The 21,295-nt window shown below is 53.8% G+C and carries 20 protein-coding genes; 5 read left to right on the plus strand and 15 right to left on the minus strand.

Features of this window, described 5'->3' with window-relative positions; translation table 11 throughout:
* Together AMM48_RS14440 and AMM48_RS14445 are read left to right on the plus strand one after the other, a co-directional pair.
* Positions 1-1,482 carry a mannitol dehydrogenase family protein gene (locus AMM48_RS14440; RefSeq protein ID WP_102784602.1) on the plus strand — a complete coding sequence of 494 codons (1,482 nt, stop codon included), beginning with the start codon at positions 1-3 and terminating at the stop codon, positions 1,480-1,482.
* A complete protein-coding gene (locus tag AMM48_RS14445; RefSeq protein ID WP_102784603.1) occupies positions 1,479-2,381 on the plus strand; it encodes a sugar kinase in 903 nt (300 codons plus the stop codon). Before AMM48_RS14440 ends, AMM48_RS14445 begins: the two co-directional genes overlap by 4 nt.
* Positions 2,382-2,479: 98 nt before the next feature.
* Here AMM48_RS14445 and AMM48_RS14450 read toward each other — a convergent pair whose 3' ends face one another.
* The 6 genes from AMM48_RS14450 to AMM48_RS14475 all read right to left on the minus strand — a co-directional run bounded on the left by AMM48_RS14450 (position 2,480) and on the right by AMM48_RS14475 (position 8,768).
* Positions 2,480-3,142 carry an NAD(P)-dependent oxidoreductase gene (locus AMM48_RS14450; RefSeq protein WP_198413540.1) on the minus strand — a complete coding sequence of 221 codons (663 nt, stop codon included), beginning with the start codon at positions 3,140-3,142 and terminating at the stop codon, positions 2,480-2,482.
* A gap of 298 nt (positions 3,143-3,440) precedes the next feature.
* Positions 3,441-4,346 (minus strand): SMP-30/gluconolactonase/LRE family protein, encoded by a 906-nt coding sequence (locus tag AMM48_RS14455; protein ID WP_102784604.1) that lies wholly within the window; start codon positions 4,344-4,346, stop codon positions 3,441-3,443.
* Entirely contained in the window at positions 4,343-5,344 is a 1,002-nt protein-coding gene (locus AMM48_RS14460; protein ID WP_198413541.1) for an ABC transporter permease, read from the minus strand. Before AMM48_RS14460 ends, AMM48_RS14455 begins: the two co-directional genes overlap by 4 nt.
* The gene (locus AMM48_RS14465) at positions 5,341-6,267 is read right to left on the minus strand and encodes an ABC transporter permease (RefSeq protein ID WP_022733961.1); all 927 of its coding nucleotides are present in this window, start codon (positions 6,265-6,267) and stop codon (positions 5,341-5,343) included. The genes AMM48_RS14460 and AMM48_RS14465 overlap by 4 nt, the downstream gene beginning before the upstream one ends.
* A complete protein-coding gene (locus AMM48_RS14470) occupies positions 6,264-7,724 on the minus strand; it encodes a sugar ABC transporter ATP-binding protein (RefSeq protein WP_102784653.1) in 1,461 nt (486 codons plus the stop codon). Before AMM48_RS14470 ends, AMM48_RS14465 begins: the two co-directional genes overlap by 4 nt.
* Before the next feature lie 30 nt (positions 7,725-7,754).
* On the minus strand, positions 7,755-8,768 hold the full coding sequence (locus tag AMM48_RS14475) for an ABC transporter substrate-binding protein (protein ID WP_102784605.1): 1,014 nt from the start codon (positions 8,766-8,768) through the stop codon (positions 7,755-7,757).
* A 220-nt stretch (positions 8,769-8,988) separates the two neighbouring features.
* Here AMM48_RS14475 and AMM48_RS14480 point away from each other — a divergent pair, with 220 nt between their 5' ends.
* The gene (locus AMM48_RS14480; protein WP_101301178.1) at positions 8,989-10,197 is read left to right on the plus strand and encodes an ATP-binding protein; all 1,209 of its coding nucleotides are present in this window, start codon (positions 8,989-8,991) and stop codon (positions 10,195-10,197) included.
* Positions 10,178-10,897, plus strand: coding sequence for a response regulator transcription factor (locus AMM48_RS14485; RefSeq protein WP_102784606.1), 720 nt, complete (start codon positions 10,178-10,180; stop codon positions 10,895-10,897). The genes AMM48_RS14480 and AMM48_RS14485 overlap by 20 nt, the downstream gene beginning before the upstream one ends.
* Positions 10,898-10,978: 81 nt before the next feature.
* Here AMM48_RS14485 and AMM48_RS14490 read toward each other — a convergent pair whose 3' ends face one another.
* Positions 10,979-12,037 carry a helix-turn-helix domain-containing protein gene (locus AMM48_RS14490; protein WP_198413542.1) on the minus strand — a complete coding sequence of 353 codons (1,059 nt, stop codon included), beginning with the start codon at positions 12,035-12,037 and terminating at the stop codon, positions 10,979-10,981.
* A gap of 174 nt (positions 12,038-12,211) precedes the next feature.
* On the opposite strand from AMM48_RS14490, the gene AMM48_RS14495 reads away from it, so the two are divergent.
* Positions 12,212-13,288 carry a class I SAM-dependent methyltransferase gene (locus tag AMM48_RS14495; protein WP_102784607.1) on the plus strand — a complete coding sequence of 359 codons (1,077 nt, stop codon included), beginning with the start codon at positions 12,212-12,214 and terminating at the stop codon, positions 13,286-13,288.
* A gap of 107 nt (positions 13,289-13,395) precedes the next feature.
* Here AMM48_RS14495 and AMM48_RS14500 read toward each other — a convergent pair whose 3' ends face one another.
* The 8 genes from AMM48_RS14500 to AMM48_RS14535 are packed head-to-tail and all read right to left on the minus strand — an operon-like array spanning position 13,396 to position 20,850.
* The gene (locus AMM48_RS14500; protein ID WP_102784608.1) at positions 13,396-13,674 is read right to left on the minus strand and encodes an amphi-Trp domain-containing protein; all 279 of its coding nucleotides are present in this window, start codon (positions 13,672-13,674) and stop codon (positions 13,396-13,398) included.
* Complete coding sequence (locus AMM48_RS14505) at positions 13,671-15,077, minus strand: metallophosphoesterase (protein ID WP_158246473.1); 1,407 nt, start codon at positions 15,075-15,077, stop codon at positions 13,671-13,673. The genes AMM48_RS14500 and AMM48_RS14505 overlap by 4 nt, the downstream gene beginning before the upstream one ends.
* 4 nt (positions 15,078-15,081) lie before the next feature.
* On the minus strand, positions 15,082-15,768 hold the full coding sequence (locus AMM48_RS14510) for a histidine phosphatase family protein (RefSeq protein ID WP_102784610.1): 687 nt from the start codon (positions 15,766-15,768) through the stop codon (positions 15,082-15,084).
* 2 nt (positions 15,769-15,770) lie between these two features.
* A complete protein-coding gene (locus AMM48_RS14515; RefSeq protein WP_102784611.1) occupies positions 15,771-16,745 on the minus strand; it encodes a histidine phosphatase family protein in 975 nt (324 codons plus the stop codon).
* Positions 16,742-17,860, minus strand: a complete 1,119-nt coding sequence (locus AMM48_RS14520) for an HprK-related kinase B (RefSeq protein WP_102784612.1) — start codon at positions 17,858-17,860, stop codon at positions 16,742-16,744. The genes AMM48_RS14515 and AMM48_RS14520 overlap by 4 nt, the downstream gene beginning before the upstream one ends.
* Complete coding sequence (locus AMM48_RS14525; RefSeq protein WP_102784613.1) at positions 17,857-18,744, minus strand: GAK system ATP-grasp enzyme; 888 nt, start codon at positions 18,742-18,744, stop codon at positions 17,857-17,859. The genes AMM48_RS14520 and AMM48_RS14525 overlap by 4 nt, the downstream gene beginning before the upstream one ends.
* Positions 18,734-20,383 carry a PhoU domain-containing protein gene (locus AMM48_RS14530; protein WP_102784614.1) on the minus strand — a complete coding sequence of 550 codons (1,650 nt, stop codon included), beginning with the start codon at positions 20,381-20,383 and terminating at the stop codon, positions 18,734-18,736. Before AMM48_RS14530 ends, AMM48_RS14525 begins: the two co-directional genes overlap by 11 nt.
* On the minus strand, positions 20,380-20,850 hold the full coding sequence (locus tag AMM48_RS14535) for an NUDIX domain-containing protein (RefSeq protein WP_102784615.1): 471 nt from the start codon (positions 20,848-20,850) through the stop codon (positions 20,380-20,382). Before AMM48_RS14535 ends, AMM48_RS14530 begins: the two co-directional genes overlap by 4 nt.
* Positions 20,851-21,295 lie beyond the last annotated feature (445 nt).

Below are 21,295 nucleotides of genomic sequence, written 5' to 3' on the forward strand. Positions count from 1 at the left end.
ATGAACACCTCTGATCCTTCTGATGTGACTTTACACCCCAATCCCGCCGATGCCGCCGATGCCGCCGATGCCACCAAGGCCGGTATCGTGCATATCGGTATTGGCGCATTTCATCGCGCCCATCAGGCGGTTTACACCGATGCAGCAATGGCCGCCAAAGGGGGCAACTGGGGCATTATCGGTGTCAGTTTGCGCAGTACGGATATTGTTGATGCCTTAAATGCGCAGAACGGTACCTTTACATTGATCGAACGCCACCCGGACGGCCCCAAAGCCCGTAAAATTACCAGCATATCGCATGCAATTGCCGCCGCACGGGATATCGCACCGGTTTTAGGTGCGCTTGCCGACCCGGCAATTCGGATCGTGACCATCACGGTAACCGAGAAGGCTTATGGCATTGATCGCGTATCGGGGACGGTTCAGACCGAACATCCTGCGGTGAAACATGATCTTGCCAACCCTGACACGCCTTGCGGACTTCTTGGCTTGCTTGTTGCCGGACTAAAGCGTCGCAAGGACGCTGGTGTGCGGGCCTATACAGTTGTGTCATGCGATAACCTTCCATCAAACGGTCGTTTGCTGCGTGCGGGTGTGATTGATTTTGCCAAGCATCTTGATCCCGATCTCGCGATCTGGATCACGGACAATGTTTCTTTTCCCGAGACCATGGTCGACCGGATTACCCCGGCGGCAACAGCGGCGACCCGTTCTGATGCCAAGCATTTGACGGGCCTTGATGATCCTGCGGCAATTGAAACCGAGCCGTTCTCTCAATGGGTGATTGAAGACGCCTTTTCCGATGGCAGACCGGCATGGGAAGAAGGCGGTGCGATCCTTGTTGCCGATGTTGAGCCCTATGAGCGCATGAAGCTTCGCATGCTTAATGGCAGTCATTCGCTCATCGCCTATATGGGGCAACTGGGTGGATACCGATATGTGCGCGACGCGATGGCAAGCGATGCCTTTTCGCGTCTTGTGACGCTGCATATGGAAAATGCGGCGGCGACGATGCCACCCTTGGCCGGGATTGATTTTTCCGATTACGGTGCGGATCTGGTGGCACGGTTCGCCAATCGCGAAATTGCCCATGAAACCAACCAGATCGCGATGGACGGTACAGAAAAACTTCCGCAGCGGATTTTTGCGCCCGCCTGTGATCTGCCACCGGGAAGCACCCGGCTGGGCACATTCGCGCTTTGTTTTGCCGCGTGGTTGGCCGTCATGCACCACCGCATTAACGCGGACAAAATCAACGAGATTGCCCAACAGCTCAATGATCCGCGTGCCGATGAAATTATCAGTGCCTTGGGCGATCATCAGGACCCGGCAGTCATTTATGAAAAACTGGCGCATTTGCCGGGATGGATGCCCCAACAGTTGCAAGACGATGGGGTATGGCGCAGTGCTGTGATCGCGCGACTGTCCCTATTGATGTCAGATGGTGCGGATGTGGCAATCAAGCGTGAGCTTGCCATATGACACTGAAGCGATTTGTCGCCGTTGGCGAGTGCATGATTGAGATGTCGGGCGGTACCGATGGTCATTGGAAAATGGGCATCGCGGGCGATACACTTAATACAGCTTGGCATTTCCGTAACGCGACGAATGATCGCGACTGGCAGGTCCGTTATGCCACCGCCCTTGGCGTGGATCGATATTCAGACCAGATTTCAAAGTTCATTTCCGATGCGCGGATTGACGTTAGTGCCATCCAGCGCCTGCCGAGGGAACGTCCGGGTCTGTATCTGATTGATCAGGAAAACGGCGACCGGGTTTTTACCTATTGGCGCGAGAATTCTGCGGCGCGAAAGATGGTTGACGATATCTCGATGCTCACGGCAGCATTTCGCGATGCTGATGTCATCTATTTGTCAGGCATTACGCTTGCAATTCTAAGCGAGGACCGGCGCGCGGCATTGATTGATGTCCTCCGACAACAGCCGACACAAACCCAGATTGCATTTGATCCCAATATCCGATCGGCACTTTGGGAAGATCAGCAAGCATGTAAAAAGGCACTGTCTGAAGTTGCGGCGATCACAGACGTGATCCTTCCCAGCTTCGATGACGAGGCGGCACTGTTTGAAGATCGTAACCCGGAAGAAACAGTCATGCGCTACCGTGATCTTGGCGTCGCCGAGGTCGTGGTCAAGAATGGTAAGGAGCCGTGCACTTTTCTAAAGGATGGCCATACGGCATGTCTTGAGACCCCGCCGGTTTCAAACGTCGTTGATGCCACCGGGGCGGGTGATTCGTTCAACGCCGCATTCTTGGCCGCACGGTTTGACGGCAAAGAGACCGCAGATGCCATCCGACATGGGCAAGCCTTGTCGGCAAGAGTAATTCAGACACATGGCGCATTGCTGACGAGAGAATGAATTGAACCTTGAAGCCACTCACAAAGTGGTGGTCTTTGCTGCACGCGCTTGATCAGATCAATGCAGTTTGCGTGCTATTCCGCGCCAGCCGGAAAGTGTCAAAGAACCTGTTGCCCGATGTGGCTTGATGAAATGGCTTCTCGCAGTTTTTCCGGTGCGATTCCGACCTTGGCACCAAGGGAGGTCGCTTCGGAAAAGAGGTCGGCATAGGACAGGTTGATGAAATTCATCAAAAGTTTCATCTTGTGACCTTCGCCAGTCTCGCCGATGCGCGTGATGGTTTCTGCCCAGCATGCGATGACAGGCCGGATATGTGGCAGAACATCCCTGTCACAGCCAAGCATCGTGCTCAATTGACCGGCTTCGGCCTTAGCGGGTGTGCCCGCCATCGGGGCATCGACAAAATGGCCGCCCTTTGCACGCAATTGGGCGGCGAGCCGTTTGGTCATATCAGGATCCGAGGTCGAGGTATCGACAACGATCAGGCCCGGTTTCGCACCCGCCAGAATACCGTATTGTGACCGCATGATCACTTCAATCTGGGGCGCGTTTGAAAGGCAGATATGGATGATGTCACACACTTCGGCCAACTGTTTCGGGTTGATTGCCTCTTTCGCGCCCATCGACACAAGGTGTTCGATGGGGGCGCGGTTGGAACGCCCGCGCACCCACAATTCATAGCCGCCCTCGAGGATGTTTTTGGCCATGCCATGCCCCATAAGACCAAGGCCGATAAAGCCGATAACCGGTTTATTACGCATATGATCTCTCCTTTATTTCTTATGGAACTTTACGCGACGGCAACCCGTAACCCCGCCCGGATCGTATCAGTATGCCCGTTCACGAATGGCAATTCCGCGTTCCACTGATTTTCACGCTACGTTCCGTTAATCATTTGAAATAAATGATAAATATGGATGCATTTACATCTGGAGAAAGCGAAGAGTGCCCGAGGGAGGTCAGGCACTCTTCTCTAAGATGTTCGTATTTCATTCCTGCGCGACTTCAACCCGGTTCGGGAATTTGGATCGCCGGGTTTTTGCGCAAGAAACAAACATCTCATGGGGTCGCGGCCGCACTGTTGACGTGAATGGCATAAACACTTGTTGTTGCGGTAATCAGCAACTCGTTGCCACGTGGGCCACCAAAGCTCAGATTGGATACGGTTTCAGGAACCAAAATCTTACCAAGCAGTTCACCGCCCGCATCAAAGCAGTGCACGCCATCTGCTGCGGAGGACCAAACATTTCCATGACAATCGACCCGAAACCCGTCCGGTATACCCTTATCAATCGTTGTAAAAACACGACCATTTTCAAGCATGTTATTGGCATCGACATCGTAAACACGGATGACCGACGGCACGCTGTCATCGTGACTTGATCCTGATTCCGCAACGTAAAGCAGCTTCTCATCTTGCGAAAACGCCAGGCCGTTTGGCTGGGTAAACTCCGTTGTGGCCTGCCATAGTTCGCCCGTTTCAGGGTCAAGACGGAAAACGTTGCGATGGCTTTGTTCGGGCGTGGATTTATGGCCCTCGTAATCAGAGAGAATGCCGTATGTCGGATCAGTAAACCAAATCGATCCATCAGATTTGACCACCACGTCATTTGGTGCGTTGAGCGGCTTACCGTCAAACTGATCTACCAGCGTGGTGATTTTACCATTATGTTCGGTCCGGGTGACGGATCGCGTCCCATGCTGGCAGGTGATCAGACGCCCTTGCCGATCCTGGGTATTGCCGTTGGCAAAGTTTGAATTGTCGCGGAAAACATTGACGCTACCGTCACACATCCAGCGATAAATTTTCTGATTGGGAATGTCGGAAAACAACAGGCACTGATGTGCTGCGAACCACACAGGTCCTTCGGTCCAGAGGTGCCCGGTCGAAATCCGGCGCAACGCGACATTTGCCAGAATAAGATCACAAAAACGCCGATCGATAATTTCATATGGCCCATTCATACCCGACGCCCCCGCTTACTGGCCAGTACGACCACAGACACAATAATCAACCCGGTCAGCATCAAGCGGACCCCGGCACCAAGCCCATAGGAATTGAGCATCGACACAATCAAAAACATGAACAATGCTGCCGCCCAGATGCCCGGAACATTTGAATTCCCCCCGGCAATCGACGACCCGCCAATGACAACCACGGCAATCGACATCAGCATATATTCCGTTCCCATGTTCAGGTTCGCCCCGCCAGAGAAACTGGCCAGCATGAACCCGGCCACACCCGCCAGAACGGCACAACTCACATAGACCCCGAAACGCACGGCATTAACCGGCACACCGCCAAGGCGTGCTGCACGTTTGTTTTGTCCGGTTGCCAATATCCACCGCCCTGCAATCGCCTTTTCCAGAACGCACCAGGCCAGAACAGACACCAGCAACGCAACCCATGCAGCATTGGGAATGCCAAACGTCCCACCGGTTGAAAAATCGGCAAGAACTTCTGGCGGTTTGATCCGCAAACCGCGGTTTGACCAGATCGCCAGTGACTGGAACAGGAAGGACGACGACAATGTTGCAATGATCGGCGGAATACGCAGCAACATGATCAGGGAAAAGTTAAACAGCCCGCATCCCAGACCAACCCCGATTGCAATCGCAAGGCCCGGAACAACAAGCGCCCCATCTGTCGCCATGAATTTCAACGATAATGTCGCAGCAAGGGTCATGCTTGCCGGGATCGAAAGATCCACATTGCCCGGCCCAAGTGTCACAACAAACATTTGCCCAATGCCAACAATGACGGCAAAGGAAGCAAAGGTGAATGCGGCATAAAGCAAGGCGCCCGCCCCGCCGCTGCTTGAAACAACCATCAGCGTTGCAATATAGGTCGCCCCTGCCGCGATATAGGCCCAGATCCAGGCCTTTCGCGACACCATACCCAGCAGGTAACGCGCACCGCGCTTTTGATGCTGTGTCTCGCCGGTTTTGTTCAACATGCTCATATCAGTGCCTCCCGTCGGGTAAAGACAAGACGCACAGCCAAAACGATGATCAGGATTGCCCCCTGCGCACCGATTTGCCAATCGGGCGAAAGATGCAAGAACGACAGGAAACTGGCCGCCAATGTAAGGGTAAGGGCACCGATAACCGCCCCAACAGGCGATACCCGCCCGCCGGTGAATTCACCACCGCCCAAAATCACACCGGCAATCGATAGCAGCGTGTAACGCAATGCAATATTGGCGTCCGCCGATGTCGCAAGGCCGACAAGCGCCATGCCCGACAACACACAGAAAAGTGCCGCCACGCCGTAAGCAAATGCCTTAAGCCCCATAACCGACCAGCCGGACCGTTCAATCGCCTGTTCATTTCCGCCAACGCCGCGCAATAAAACACCCAGTGCTGAACGTTTGACGAAGTAATGCATGATCGCCGCAATCACGATCGGCGCAATGATTGCCACAGGCAGGAATGGCGTCTTTGCCGTCATGAGTGCGCGCAACCAATCAGGTGCCGATCCCCCCGGGGACGGCAGAACAAGGACGGCCATGCCCGACCAGAAAAACGACATGCCAAGTGTCACAACGATTGCGGGCAAGCCGCGCGCATAGATGATGGCGCCCATCGCGGCATAGACAAGGATCGCGCCAAACAGGATCGCGTAGCCGACCACGGGGTCGGTTTGTACGAAGGTCGCCGTGATACAGGCGCAGAAACTGACAAACGTGCCGATGGACAAATCAATGTCATTGACCATCAGGATCATCATTTGGGCAATCGTTGCCAAAACAACCGGAACAGCGAGATTAAACAGAAGATTAAGCCCGAAATAGCTCATGGCGCGTGGCTGCATATAGAAAACGGCTGCCAACAGAATTGCCAGCGACAAGACCGGTAATAGGATGCGCAAATGATCGCGGCTCATTGACCAGCCTCCTGCATTTCAAACGATGCGCGCAGCATGTTTTCTTCTGTGATTTGATCGCCTTGCAGTTCGGCGGCAATTTCGCTGTCACGAAAAACAAAAACGCGATCACATTCGAGAATTTCGTCGGTCTCGGTCGAATACCACAGGAAGGTCCGTCCCTTTTCAGCTTCGGCACGAATCATGCGGTAAACTTCCTTCTTGGTACCAACATCAACACCACGCATTGGGTCATCCATGACGACAATCGGGGCCGATGAAGCCAACGCCCTGGAAAACAGTACTTTTTGCTGATTACCGCCAGACAGGGACAAAATCGGATTTTCAAGATCATCTGTTTTTATGCCGATCTTACGGTGCCATTCGTCGGCAACTTTCCGTTCCGCTTTGCGGTCGACAAGGAACGTTCGACTGAACTCAACCAACGTTTGCAAACTCAGGTTTCGCATGATGGACCACAAGGGCATGACACCGTCGCGGCTTCTGTCGCCAGCAACAAAGACGACGGCGGGATCACGTGACGCAGACCAGTCCGATGTGCGGGCCAAGAAACACTGCGCCAAAGCTTCTGCCTGTCCATGACCGGCCAGTCCGGCCAGTCCAACAACTTCGCCCTGACGTGCATTCAGACCGTTTTCCATGCGCAAAACTTCCGGTCCGAATTCCTGTCGTTTTTTGGCTCCGGTAACTTCTGCTGTGTCTGGCACGACATGGCCCATCGCATCGACAAGGCCATCGCGGGTAAAATGCCGCGCTGCGTTGTCTTGGATGATGAAACCGTCTTTCATCACAACAATGCGGCTGGCGACATCAAAGATTTCACCCATCATGTGGGAGATAAAAATGATGGCACCGCCGTCAGCACAGAACTTCTTGATATAGGCAAGTAACTGATCGGCAATCGCGCCATCAAGGGACGATGTCGGCTCATCAAGGATCACCAGCCGCGCGTCGATATCGCGCCTCGAAAATGCAATGGCAATTTCCACCATCTGGCGGTCGGCAATCGGCAAGTCGTCAACCACGCTATACGGATCAATCGCGTTTCCCGGAAAAACCGCATCCAGCGATGCCCGTACGGCAGACGCAGCATTTCGCCGCCAAGCTCGCCTCGGCATGTTGCGGTAGGGAATGCGATAGTTCTCCAGAACGGTGAGGTTTGGACAGAGCGAGAGTTCCTGAAACACACTGCGTATTCCGGCATTTCTGGCCAGCAGGGCATTGCGAAAATCTGCCGCACTTTGCTCGCCGTCATAACTGACGTCGCCGCGCGTTGACGATAAACGGCCATTAATGACGTTTACCAGTGTCGATTTACCCGCACCGTTATGGCCGACCACCCCAACGCATTCGCCCGGCAGGATGGTCAATTCAACATCGTTGAGGGCCTTGACTGCGCCAAAGGATACCCCGACATCGGCAAGAGTAATGATCGGCACCTTTTGGGTGCCGATCATTTTCTGGTTTTCCACCATAATCCTATCGCCTTACTTCGCCGATTCAATCAGGCTTTTCGCGTCATCGAGCGAGTATTCCACATTGGCAACCGAGCCAACCGGCGTTTCAGCAAGAATCTCTTCGAGCGTGTCCTGATCGACGCGCAGGAATGGCACGGTCAGGTCTTTGGGGACTTCGTTGCCATCAAGAACCTGCTGAGCAACCCAGAACGCCAGCGTACTGACACCCGGCGCAATGGAAAGAGATGTGGTTTCATACCCATTTTCATCTTTCTGTTCTTTCCACCAGTCCAGTTCATCGCGACGGTTGCCCATAACGATGGTCGGGGTCGGACGGTCTGCTGCGGCAAACGCCTGAGCCGCACCGTATCCGTCGCCACCCTGCGTTACGACAGCCTTGATTTCCGGAAGGCTGGGAAGAATACCGGCAACGGCCTTCTGCGCGACATCCTGTGCCCAGTCACCATGCACGGACCCAACAATCTTGAAGTCGGTGTTGGCAACTTCTTCGTGAATACCAGCACTGATTTCATCATCAACAAACACCCCGGCAAGCCCACGGATTTCAAGAAGATTGCCGCCTTCCGGGTAGCGTTCTGCGAGATACTTGACCTGATCGCGACCCATTTGTTTGAAGTCGACCGCAATACGCCATGCACATGGTTCGGTCACGATGCCGTCAAAGGACACAACCGTAATACCCGCATCACAGGCCTCTTTGACCGCACCATTGATTGCGGTTGGCGATGCAGCGTTTACAACAATTGCGTCATACCCCTGCAAAATCATGTTCTGAATCTGGGCTGCCTGTTCAGTCGCCTGATTTTCCGATGTGGTGAAGGCATCAGCCGCGGCAACGTGGCCCTCTTCGATTGCCATGTAGGCAACCTTTCCCCAGCTTTCCAGCATGGCTTGACGCCAAGAGTTACCGGCGTAGTTATTTGAAAGAGCTATCTTTTTTTCAGAAGTGTCGGCCATTGCTTGACCAGACACCAACACAAAGGTCCCGGCAACTGCGCCGAGAAGCATTGACTTGAGTTTCATTTTTCCTCCCTGACGTGACTGCGCCACGTCGTGACTTGAACGAGCCGTTTTGAACGACATTTGATTTGTTTTATCATTAGAAAGGCGATTTTGGGTTATTGCATTTAAACCGTAAAGAGCACTCACCGCACCAATGCTGCGGGACCACCCCCCTATATTGCGGGTTCCCGCAAGACAGTCCTGCCCTATCGCAATATGATGATTGACGGAGGAAATATTCATGTCGGATCTTGCCCATTATCTGCGCATTTCCAATCTTCTTGCAGGCAATCTAAATATCCACACCGCGTTAGGGTCCGTGAAAGCCGAAATCGACAAGATTATTGAATTTGATCATCTGGATATCTGCTTAACGGATACCGACAAGACGTGGAACACGTCCTATGAAGTCGGCCTTCAAACAACCTGGAGCACCTCCAGAACGTTGGTAAGGCAGTCGCCGGTGCGTGATATTCTTTTGGGAAAAACCGATCACCTTTTGACGGGCAATGCTCTTAATGATCCGCGGTATGTTTTCCCCGGTGCGGAAAGTGCCCCCATCCTGCATCACGAATTTCGCAGCCGGGTCAATGTCGCGATGAAGGTTCTGGGCGAAGTTGTCGGATCGCTTAATTGTTCGTCGAAAAAAGAAAACTTCTATGACGAACGTCATGTCGAGCAGGTCCGCATTCTGGCCGATATGCTGGCACCTTATTTTTATGCGTTGCGGGCCAATGAAAAAGCCAACACAGAAGCGGTATTTCGGGCCCGAATTTTGGCGCGCGAGGAAGGGTTAAGGCTTGGGGCGCTGAGCTTAACCGATGCGCTCGAAGCTGAACGTCAACGGATCGGGATGGATCTGCATGATCAGACACTGGCCGATTTGACGCGCATAGCACGCGATATCCGCCCGGGTCTGACAACTGTGCAGCATCATCGCCTGCAGCAGCAGATACAGAACATGATCCAGGACTTGCGCGACATCATCGACACATCGATCCCGACAATCCTTGAACTTTTTGGCTTTCAGCATGCGGTACTGACCCATATGGAGCGGGCCGTCAGCCGCGACTGCACGCCACAGTTTGACGTCGAAGACCAGACAGGCGGAAAGGTCGACGCATTACCCGAAACCACCCGAATTGCCATTTTCCGGATATGTCAGGAAGCCATCAATAATGCCGTACTCCATTCAGGAGCAACGCATATTTCGGTTGTTGCATCGTGTCAGGATCCGCGCGGAGATTTGAAAATCGAGATTTGCGACAATGGCCAATTCCAGACCCGTACGGGAAAACCCGGCAGTGGTTTCGCCCATATGAAAACCCGCGCGCACCTTATAGGTGCAAAGTTTGAACACAGTACCGAAGATGGGACGCGAATAACCGTAAAGCTGCCTCAAACAGCACAAGAAGCCGAAAGGGCCGAACATGAAGATTTTGCTGGTTGAAGACGACAAGATGCATGCCGATTTCCTAAAGGAAATTGTCGAAAATGCCCTGCCGGAACTCAACGAAATCCTGATTGCGCGGGATGGTAAAGAAGCCGAAGTCCTTGCACAGCAGTCCGGAACGACGGCCATCGTGATGGATTTGCGCATGAAGGAACATAACGGCATTGATGCCGCCAGAACCATCTGGGCCCGACGGCCGGACACCCGTATTCTTTTTTGGTCGAACTACTCGGACGAGGCCTATTTACGCGGCATTGCCCAGATTGTTCCCAATCAAGCCGCTTATGGGTATGTGCTGAAAACGGCGTCACAGGAAAGAATGCATCTCGCCTTGCGCTCCGTCCTGATTGAGGGACAAATCGTTGTTGACCGCGAAGTGCACCAGATACAGAACCAACAGATGCGGTCACGCAATACCCTGACCGAGTTTGAATATATCATCCTGCTTGATATCGCACTCGGCCTTCCCGACAAGGCCATTGCGACACGGCGAAAATTGTCGCTACGCACCGTTCAGAACCGGTTGCTGTCGCTTTACAGCAAACTTGATGTCGAGGCCCTTGATCAAAACCATCAGGACATTGTGCTCAACAAACGCGCGCGTGCCGTCTCCAGCGCGATTGCCAGAAAAATCATCAACCGCGAAGGCTTGGCTGCGGCGGAAAAAGAACTGCGCACTTGGCTGACCCAAAGATGACAGACCACGAATACAGCAACGATTATCAGGCTTGATAATGTTGGTCTGTTTGAGCCGCACGGGACTTTATCTCAAGACAGGCTACTTCGTCACTTTTCGTCTATCCCGGGCAAAGTCAGGAATGCTGAAACGGCGCCGGTAGGCCCCGGGCGATATTCCGGTCGTCCGCTTGAAAAGCCTTCGGAAAAAAGCAGGTTCCTCATATCCAACTTGCCAGCTGATTTCGTCTATTGATGCGGTTGTCCGTTCAAGACGTCTTTTGGCGTCCTCAACCCGCAACCGTTGGACATATGCAAGGGGTGTTACATTGGTCGCCGCGACAAAGCGCCGTTTAAAAGTCCGCTCTGTCAGCGAAGAATGCCGAACCATCTCCTCGACAGGGTTGGCAACCTGAAAATGGGTTTCCACCCACTCCTGTGCTTTGCGTATCGCAAAATCACTGTGATCTTTCCGGCCTTCGAACACGATATAGGGTGCAAGTCCGTCCTGATGCCATTGGAGTGCAAACATACGTGCGATTGATTGTGCCGCCGTTGCACCGACAAATCTGCTGATCAGATACAAAACCAGATCATGCCAAGTCATGGACGCGCCAGAACTGATCAAATCCTCATAGCGCCCCGATACGACGAGCACACGCGCAGGATCAACGGACACCTTGGGAAAGGCATTTTCGAACGCGCGCGCATAAAGATAATGCACTGTCGCATCCTTGCCGTCGAATGCCCCTGTTTCCGCAAGCAAAAACAAGCCCGAACAGGCCGAACATAAAACGGCACCGCGACGATGCATCTGCGATATCCACGCGACAAGTTCCCGATGACATCCTTTTTGCCAGCCACCGGCACCGATAAGAACGGACGGAACAATCACAATATCCGTCATCTCGAGCGTGTCGATTCCACGCTGAACGCTAATCGGCAGGCCGCTGGCAAGCTCAAGCGGCCCTTCGCGAAGGCCAACGATCTCGACTTGAAATGGTGCTGTTTGATTGTCCGCCCATGCAATCATCGTGAACGCATTCATCACGTCAAAGACGCCACTTAGGGTCGATATAACGCATTCTGGCAATGCAACGATGCTGACATGCAATTGCCAGCCACCGGGTGGGCGTTTCTCATCCTGCACTGGTAATGGCACTGGCTTGCTCCTGCAATGTCACGCATTGCCACGTCAAAGTTCGCTCAATGAACACAACTTGTCATGAATGGCCCGAATCTGGACAGATCGGCTCTGCTGTTAAGATTACGATCATGCGAAGTCTCATCCAGCGCCGGGACCGTCCCGGCATCAAAAACCTGGAGAATTAAAGACATGGAAAATTCGGCACGGCAAGCGATTGATCCGCCCAAGCTTGACGCATTCATTTCACGGGTGATCGGCGACCTTGCTGCGGGATATACCGGGGTTATGGTCAGCCTTGGCGCAAAACTTGGCATTTATCAGGCGCTTTCCGGCGCAGGACCGCTCAGCGCCCGTGAAACGGCAAAACGATCAAATTGCGCCGAACGATACGTTCGGGAATGGCTAAATGCACAAGCCGCAAGCGGTTACATTATCTATCACGATAAAAGTGACACATACGAGCTCTCGCCTGAACAGGCCATGGTCCTTGCGGATGAAGAAAGCCCGGTTTATATGCCTCATGCTTGGAATGTGCCGGCTTCGATGTGGTTCGATGAAGAATTGACGTTGAATGCCTTCCGCACAGGCAAGGGCGTTGCATGGGGAGAACATGACCTGCGCATGTCCTGTGGCATTGCCGCGTTTTACCGCAACGGCTACCGCGCCAGTCTTGTCCCCGACTGGCTACCGGCACTTGATGGCGTTGTTACACGGCTTGAAGAGGGCATAGAAGTTGCCGATATCGGGTGCGGTCATGGCCATTCAACACTGTTAATGGCTGAAGCCTATCCAAATTCACGTTTTCACGGCTATGACACCCACGCAAGCTCGATCAATGCGGCCCGCCAAAATGCTGCGAAACAAGACGTATCGGATCGCGCTGACTTTTCGATCACCCGGTCCATCGATTATCCGGATCGGCAGTACGGTCTGATCTGCTTTTTCGATGTCTTGCACGATTTTGGTGATCCGGTTGCCGCTGCTCAACATGCGGCGGCGGTACTTGCTCCGGGTGGAACGGTAATGTTGGTCGAGCCTTTTGCGAACGACCATATCGCAGATAATCTGTCGCCAGTCGGGCAACTATATTACTCGGCATCGACATTGATTTGCTGTGCGCATGCAATCTCGGAAGGCGGGCAGATGGTGCTTGGCGCACAGGCCGGAGAAGCAAGATTGGCCGATGTGTTTCGCAAGGCAGGTTTCACACACTTCCGCCGCGTCGCGGAAACGCCGTTTAACATGATCTTCGAAGCACGGCTTTGATCAGCCAACGCCTCCCGCTCATCGGCACAATAATCCGGCCCGGCATTCAAACAGAATGAACTTGTTACGCTGTTGCAGATTTTCCAGCAGCAGCGCAACAAGGCTGTTCAATTATTTTTTTCACCGACAACCAGTTTCCGGTCTTTCGATGCGTCCCGATCGGCATGCCAGCTGACGCGCAGCGTCAGACTGCTTCGATCCTCATCCTGCGACGCAGATACTCTTAAGTTCAATAGCCCTTCGGGTTCGAGGATGATCTCGTCCCTGTCGTCGCTCAGCACGACTTTTCCTTTGCCCAGTCCGGTCGTGATGGCTTTCAGTATCGCCTTGATCGAATTTGCATCCTGCAGAGAATCGTGGCTGAACTGTTTCTTTATCTTTTTCATCGGTTCGGTTTCCCGCTTTTGTCTTCGGACGTGAGCGCAGAGCTAAGTGCGGTAAGGGTGCGTTTCGGCTCGAAGGCCTTGGCATACGGAAAATCCGTGCTAATCCCCAGAATATAGCCGTCCGGATGCACCACCGTAACGGCGGCCCCGGAACCGGTCAGCCCCTCTTTATGCCGCGAGTGCTGGTCGATGGTCGAATCGCATTCAAAGTTGATCAGGCCGCGACGCAGCATGATGCGTTGCCCATCAAGCAAATTGCGATGGCCATGTATGATGGCGTGAATGCCGCTATCGTGCAGTTTCTCCACACCTTTTGGGCTTAGTCGGTTATCGATTGAACGGTATTTTGTCCGGATGGTATTGGCGATTGACCCGTAATACAGATCGAACGGTTCCCCGAACATCGCATCGCGAAAGTGCCGGTTAAGCGCCTTTACCCCGTCCGCACGCAGAAGGTCTGCCATCTCGTCGTCGAAACCGGCATGGATGAACATGAAGGAGCCGACGTGATACCCAAGCCGCATCCGCTTGAAAAACCAGTTGAATTCACCGTCAGGCTCCAGAAACAATTCACGCCACTTCATCACTGCCCCATAAACGTGGCGCATGGAAAGTCCAGCCGCACGGCACGCCGGTTCAAAGCTGCTGAGCTTGTTGCGGATCCTTTTGAGTTCCACCTCGATCTGCTTGGCCGGAAGGTGATCGGCGGCAATTTTGGGGAAGGCGTCAAACCAGTCCGGGGCGGGCAGAAGACAGCGGCGGCACTCCGCCTCGTTGGGGATACCGGCAAGCGCATTTCGGCCGGTCATGTAACTATCCCGGATCTCGGTCAGCAACGGCACCACCTTGGGACCAAGACGCAGGAAAAAGTGATCGTTGCGATGATCGATGTCCGCCCCAACGGCCCGCATGCCAAGGAGATTCCGCACATCGTGGTTTCCGGCCAGAATACGCACCCGCGCATCAAGCTCAATCAAACGCCGTACCGCACGCAGAAGTTTCAGGTTGTGCGGGCCCTTGTCGAAACAGTCCCCCCCGATGATGAATGTGGCCTGTCGACCAAGTTTGGTCAGGCGGAAATTCATCACGCCTGGCCCGGTACGACGCACCCCGCCCGATGCGACCAATGACGCGACAAACGCCTTTCGATCCGCATGTAAATCAGAGAAAAACAGAACCGGGCGCTTTGGCCAGACCCACAACTTGCGCTTCGTCAGCCGGTCAAGCTCACCCAGCAGCAACTTGCGATCACCATTTTCTTCGCCGAACGATTTATCACCGCCAAAGGTCCAGTCGCGGGCTTCACGGGGAAGTTCAGGGTACAACCACGACGGCCACGGGCCTTTGTATTGCGGCAGCGCGACGTCGATCTGCGGATTTTGGGGTTTGGTCGGTTCTGTCATCGGTTCAATCCAATACCGGTTCCGCATTGCCGCGGACTTTCCAGTCGCCCACAACATGGTGCCATGTGTCGTCGGCCGCACATTCGAGTACCACCGGGCGCGCGTGATACATACTCAGACGCGCGATATCGTCAAAGGCCAGCACACCCAAATGATATGCGGCGTGGCGAAATGCGGCCCCATGGCCGACGAATGCCTTGATGGTGGTGTCGCGCATGGGAAGACTGTCCAGGCGTTCGGTAAGATGGGCAGCCACCCGTTGCCCAGATTGCATCAACGATTCGGCCCCTTGAAAAGGAAGGCAAAAATGGCTGTCAGATTTCCAGTTTTTGGGCAGTGGATCACACCTTGGATCCGCCGCGATAATCTCGTCGATTTCCTCAATGCGCAGGTTTGCCGCCGCACCGACGCTGCGTTCCGCCAGCGCATCATGACAGCTTACTGAAAAATCACCCTGCAGGGTCGCACCCATAATGTCGGCGGTAGCCCATGCGCGCAGCATCTGTGAACTGTCGATCTCTGGGTGAATATCAGCACCAAGTGCCGTTGCCATGTCGGTCAGGGTTTTAGCAGCCGCGCGTGCTTGGCCTGCACCGCGTTCTGTTAAGGCAAACGGCTGATGTGCGCTGGGTGCACCCGTTCGTTGATGATAATCGCCGTGGCGAATGAGTGCGGCAAAACGTCGGGCCATGACTATGGGGTCTCCTTGGCAAGTGACGCCGCAAAGTCGAGAATGATCGTTTTTAGCGCATCTTCCTTTATCTGCTGCGCGGCCACATCGGGCGCAACCCAGCGGCGCTGCCGGTGATTTTCTTCCCATATGTCGGGGTCGAGTTCGTCGGTTACTTCCATCGGATAGACGCTGACGTTACATGTCGCGCCCCATTTTTCGTAGGCATAGCTGCCGATTGCGGTCGCGTGCACACGCCCTTGCACGCCAGCTTCCTCTTGCGCTTCTTGGGCGGCAGAATCTTGCGCGCTTAGTCCCGGTTCATGTATTCCCTTGGGCACGACCCAATGGTTTTTACTGCTGGCTGTGATCACAAGAATTTCGATCCCCCGCCCCGTTTTGCGATACGGGATCACCGCAGACTGGGTATAATAATAGGCCGGGCGGTCGCGCCATTCCCGACCGTTTGGGGTTTGGTAAGGAAACCCCACCGGCAAGCTATCGGGCCGAACGTAATCAACGATTTTCGCGCAATCACGGTCCAATTGCCGCCAGTCGTCGGGCATGGAGAGATGAATGAGGGTACCGGTTTTGAGCAGTCGTCCATCATCTGTGCCGGGCAAGGACAATGAAGCGAGATGATGCACAAGTCCTTCTAACCCCGGATTATGCCCAACGATCATTACGCGGTTCGGGGCGCTTGGAAAAGTGCCGAGTACATTAAGAAGGGCGGCCACAGAGGCATTATAAATCCGGTCATCCACCGCGATATCATGGGCGTGCGTACCACCGGCCTTAAGCATTTTTTGCGCCGTAACATAGGCACGTTCCGCCGACGAGGAAACCGTTACATCGGGTCGCAATGCATGGTCCTGCAGCCACGCGCCCACGCGTTGCGCCTGGCGTTTTCCCGTGGTTTTAAGCGGGCGGTCACGGTCCGCAATGCCGATCGGGGTTTTTGCCTTGCCGTGGCGCAATATCAGCAATTCACGGGTCATGTTTGCGCGCCTTTGTCAAAAAACCTGTTCAGACAGTGTCGGGCGATCTGATCAAAGTCGACGCGGCCTGTAACTTCATAAAAAGGTACGCCCTGGAAGGTCGACAGGTAGGATTCTTCATCCAAGACTGAACTCTTGGCATACATGGAACCATCGGCCAGTTGGTAAAACGGGCCGGATGATTTCATGACTGCGGCAAGAAGATCGCGTCGCTGACCCAGATTGACTTCGTTTATCTGGGTCAGGGCATCGGCGGTGTGCGACCAATTGAGAACAAGAAACCCACATAACGGCGCACGCGCGACAATGCGATCGGGGCCATAGATTTGATCAATATCGACGTCGTACTTTTCTTCGATGTCCCAAAGTTCCGATGCGGGCAATGACGCCAGTTCATCGCGGCGCTCAGGCGTGACAATGCTACCCAGACACGGGTTGTTCAGGGCCGTTCCGGGATTTATGCGTGGTAATTTTGGAATGCCCGCAGCAAAGACACCTTTATCGGTGCGCCGGGCAAACAGACGGTCATTGCTCAGAAACGCCGTGCCGTCTTCGTTAAGCATATGCAACATCAACGTCGACTTGCCACCACCGGAAAATCCCGCCAGCCCAAGTGCCAAACCGTTGCGAACCAAACCGGCGGCATGACAAATAGCCCATCCGTTTTGTTGCAGCATGTTCATGTATTGCGCGTTGATAAAATTGATCACCTGATTGTCGTTTTCCAGACAAGGCCCGGCAGCGATCCTGTGATCAACGCTTTGCAGGAACATCATGCCGGTGCGCACCTTTTTGACGATACGGCCATCGGAAAGGTCGATCAGCGCGTCTTTACGCCCCATCTTGCCGACCTCGCGCGGCCAATCAACATAGTCGAGCGCGAGGTCCGGGGGGGCGCATTCGAACGCTTGAATTTCCACGGTCGCGTCACCGTCTTCGATCACGATATGTTTAAAATAAGCCCGCAGTTTTTCGAGAAGGGCTGTGGAGTTTGATCGGACCCGGATCGTCATGTCCGGAAGCCCAAGCACGAGCCCGCCCGGCTGAAGGGTCAAGCCACCCGCCATCTGTGCTGCGATATCTTTGGACATCATTGGCGTACCCGGATTGATCATGACAAAGCATCCAGAATGTAGTCGGCGTAAAGGGCTGCCGCATCGATCCCGATGCCTTCTTTTGCGCCACGAAAACCACCGAAGGCGGAAACCTCGAAAACAATCGGGCCTTGATCCGTCAGCGCCACATCAACCGTTGTAAAGTCCATGTTAAACAGGGCCTGTGCGCGGCGGGCCATTTCGACCACGTCCGGATCGCATTCAAACGGCGCATAGTTTCCACCACTGTTGATTGTCGTATTCCAGGCATCGTTTTTTGCGACCCGTGCATAGGCACCGTAATAGGTGCCACCAAGGAAGACCAGACCAAGATCCTGCCCGGGCAGCGACAATTTCCGCTGGATGTACATCATCGGGTTTTCCGCCTTGAACGCGGTGATCGCATCCAATATTTCTGCGTCGGGTTGCGTGGAGTCTATGACCGTCATCCCGCGTGCCTTGGTCGAATACAGCGGCTTAAACACGGCCGCACCGAATGTTTTTACAGCCTTAACGGCAACATCGACGTTTTCGGTCACTTGGGTTTCGGGCATCGGAATGCCGCCGTTACGCAAGGTAACCGTACAGGCCAGCCGATCTATCAAACGTAACATGTTGACCGCCGGGCTGAACACACGCACGCCGGCCGCTTCGGCGAGACGCAACAGCTCAAGACGGTCAAGCGAGTTCGGGCTGTAGACTTCCGTGATTTTTTTGACCACCAAACCATCAAGATTGGTCAGATCAACGCCTTTTGCCGTCAATGTCCCGGTCGCAAGATCGGCGGTCACATCGGCCATATCGACGACAAGACGAAAATCGGTTTTTTCTTCCAGCGCATCGGCGAGGGCCTCGGTCGACCATTTTCCAGGAATGCCGACAACGGCGATTTTCTTATAAGTCAATGAACAGGTCCTTGATCGGAGCGGTGAAATCTTGGGGTTTGTCTGGGTCGGATGCTGCCACACGCTCTAGCAGGAACCGGGCGCGGGCCATCATGCTGCGGGCCAATGTTTGATCGAGAATGAACCGTGTCGATGTGGCAAAAGAACGCGCCAGCCCAAGTGCGAGACGAAGCTGAAACGTATCATCGCCGGCCTTGAGCGCGAAACGACAGGCGAATTCATAGAAGTCGGCAATAACGTAATGAACTCTTCGGCGGCGTTCAGCATCAAGTGCCTGAAGCCGATAACCCGATACCATGAAAACGGAAACATCCTGCAAAAAATCCATATCCGTCGAACGGTGCAGATCGATAAACCGTATGGAACGGGTTTGGGCATCGTAAATGATGTTGTCGAAGTTAAAATCGCCGTGGATATGCACCGTGTAAGGATTTTTAAGTTTGGCTTCACGTGCTGCGCACGCCTTGATCAGGGTGTCAAACGACAGAACGGAGTGACCCGCGATCGTACACCCATCGTCTTTGAACTCGGCATGAATGTCGCAAACCGCCTCCATCCGCTTTGTCAGTTGGGTCATATACTGAGCGGTCACCGGTTTTTTGGCGTGGGTTTTACGCCAAACCGCACGAAGCGTTTTTTTTAATTCCTTAAGGGCCTCGTCCAGCAGTGCCGGGTCTTCCTGCAACAAGATTTTTTCGAATGTCAGTCCCGGCAAATGTTCGATCAGCAGGGCAGCTTGATCCTGTTTTTTGTGAAAGGACAAAATCTTTGGCGCCAGACCGGGATATATCGCATTCCACCGATCAACCTTTTGACGTTCTTCCTTAAGCTTTCGGCGTTTGCCATCCTTGAACACGGCGATATAGCTGTCATCGTCCGCCCCCACATCGGCGACGCCGGAAATAGCACTCCCCGAGCGTGTCTGGGCAAGGGGTTCGATTGTGATGTCGCCGGCCTTTCTGTTACCGCGCAGGCGCTTGACCGTCGCCGAAAGGGACCGATAGCGATCTGCGGTTAATTGCTGACCCATGTTGGCCGATATGATCGCATCACCCATATCCTGAATAATCGTGCCCATCTCTTCGATGCGCTGCGCCATGAAGATCGATGCAATCACCACCGTCGGGTCTTTGCGTTTTGTCAGATCCGCATTACAGGCGCGAATAAGCTGTTTGTACTCTTCATCGATCTTGTTCTTGACCTTGATGGCCTTGACCGCTGTTGAGGTGTCAGCGTCGTCCGTTGCCTGTTCGATCAGTTGAAGGCCCTGTTCGACATATGCCAGAAGAGCTGCGTGGTGGCGGCGCTTTCGACGCTGAACATGTTCGAGCGTTTCGTATTGCGCGACACAATCGCGACACAGCCGTGTCAGCCGCCCCAAATCAATCGCGATGGACTCTACGGCACGCAGCATCAACGCATCCGGGCTTGATTTTGGCGTCTGCATGATGGCCGAGATACAGCCGTCGCGAACACGCATCTTCAGATTGTCGACATAGCCGCTGCGGTCGACGACCTTGCGCGCCAAGTCCAGCGATCCCTGCTCCAATGCATCGCGGAGTTCCGCAACTTGCGCGCTGGCCTCAATCCATAGAAAACGAAAGTTGTCGCGTACCGGCGCGGATAAGGCAGACGTCATGTGATCAGTCCGAGATAAAACGGGTGTTGTCGCACCGATGCACTTAGCACCCCGCGCAGCCCCTCAGGAGAAAGAGGTGCCGTTTCCAATTCATCCAGCGGCAGCCAGAAGACGTCCTTTTGGTTTTTATCCGGTGCCGGCCCATTGGTTGGCGCGTAATCGTCGGGCACCACGCACGTGAACAGAAACTCAACCGTATGTCGTTTTGTTTCCGGGTCCGTGCTGCGCGGCTTGAAGAAATCCGCGACATGTATCAGATCGCCAACCGTAACCGTGGTACCGATTTCTTCCTGACATTCGCGGATCAGGGCTGATTGCAGTGTTTCATACTCTTCCTGTGCACCACCGGGCAACGCATAGCGCGTGCCGTAAAACGGGCTTTGTTTGCACAGCAGAAGAATGGCGCCATCGCGAACGATCACCGCGCGTGCGCAGTTACGGATCGTCGGCGTCAGGTTTTCCTTCATTGCCGCATTTCTCCAGTCGATAGGGCAGCAATAACGAATATCATTCCCAAGCCGTGCGAAAAAGGGGAGAACCTGTTGTCACATAATTATAACAGCGCACGCTGGAGGCTGGTCGGAGCATGATTCGCAGAGGTTTCAAGGCGATAAAACCGCGACCTTAGTACACGGGGTCTCGTTACCTGGTCCCTCAGACGGAGTGACACTATTGATCGTGAGATACCAAAAAAAAAGCCGGAGAGGATGAACGATCATCTCCGGCTTTTTAATTTTATGCGTCAATTCACAGTCGGTGTGAATTGACGCATAAATCTGGAAACACCGTTTGCAAAAAACAGCCTTTTTCGAAGTCTGTGACATATATAGTTCGACTGATTTGACACAATTATCTGGAAAATAAATAGTTCCAACAATTATATCGAAAAATCAAATGGTTACTTCCAAGTTC

The sequence above is a fragment of the Thalassospira sp. GB04J01 genome (assembly GCF_000751115.1).
Lineage (GTDB): Bacteria > Pseudomonadota > Alphaproteobacteria > Rhodospirillales > Thalassospiraceae > Thalassospira > Thalassospira lucentensis.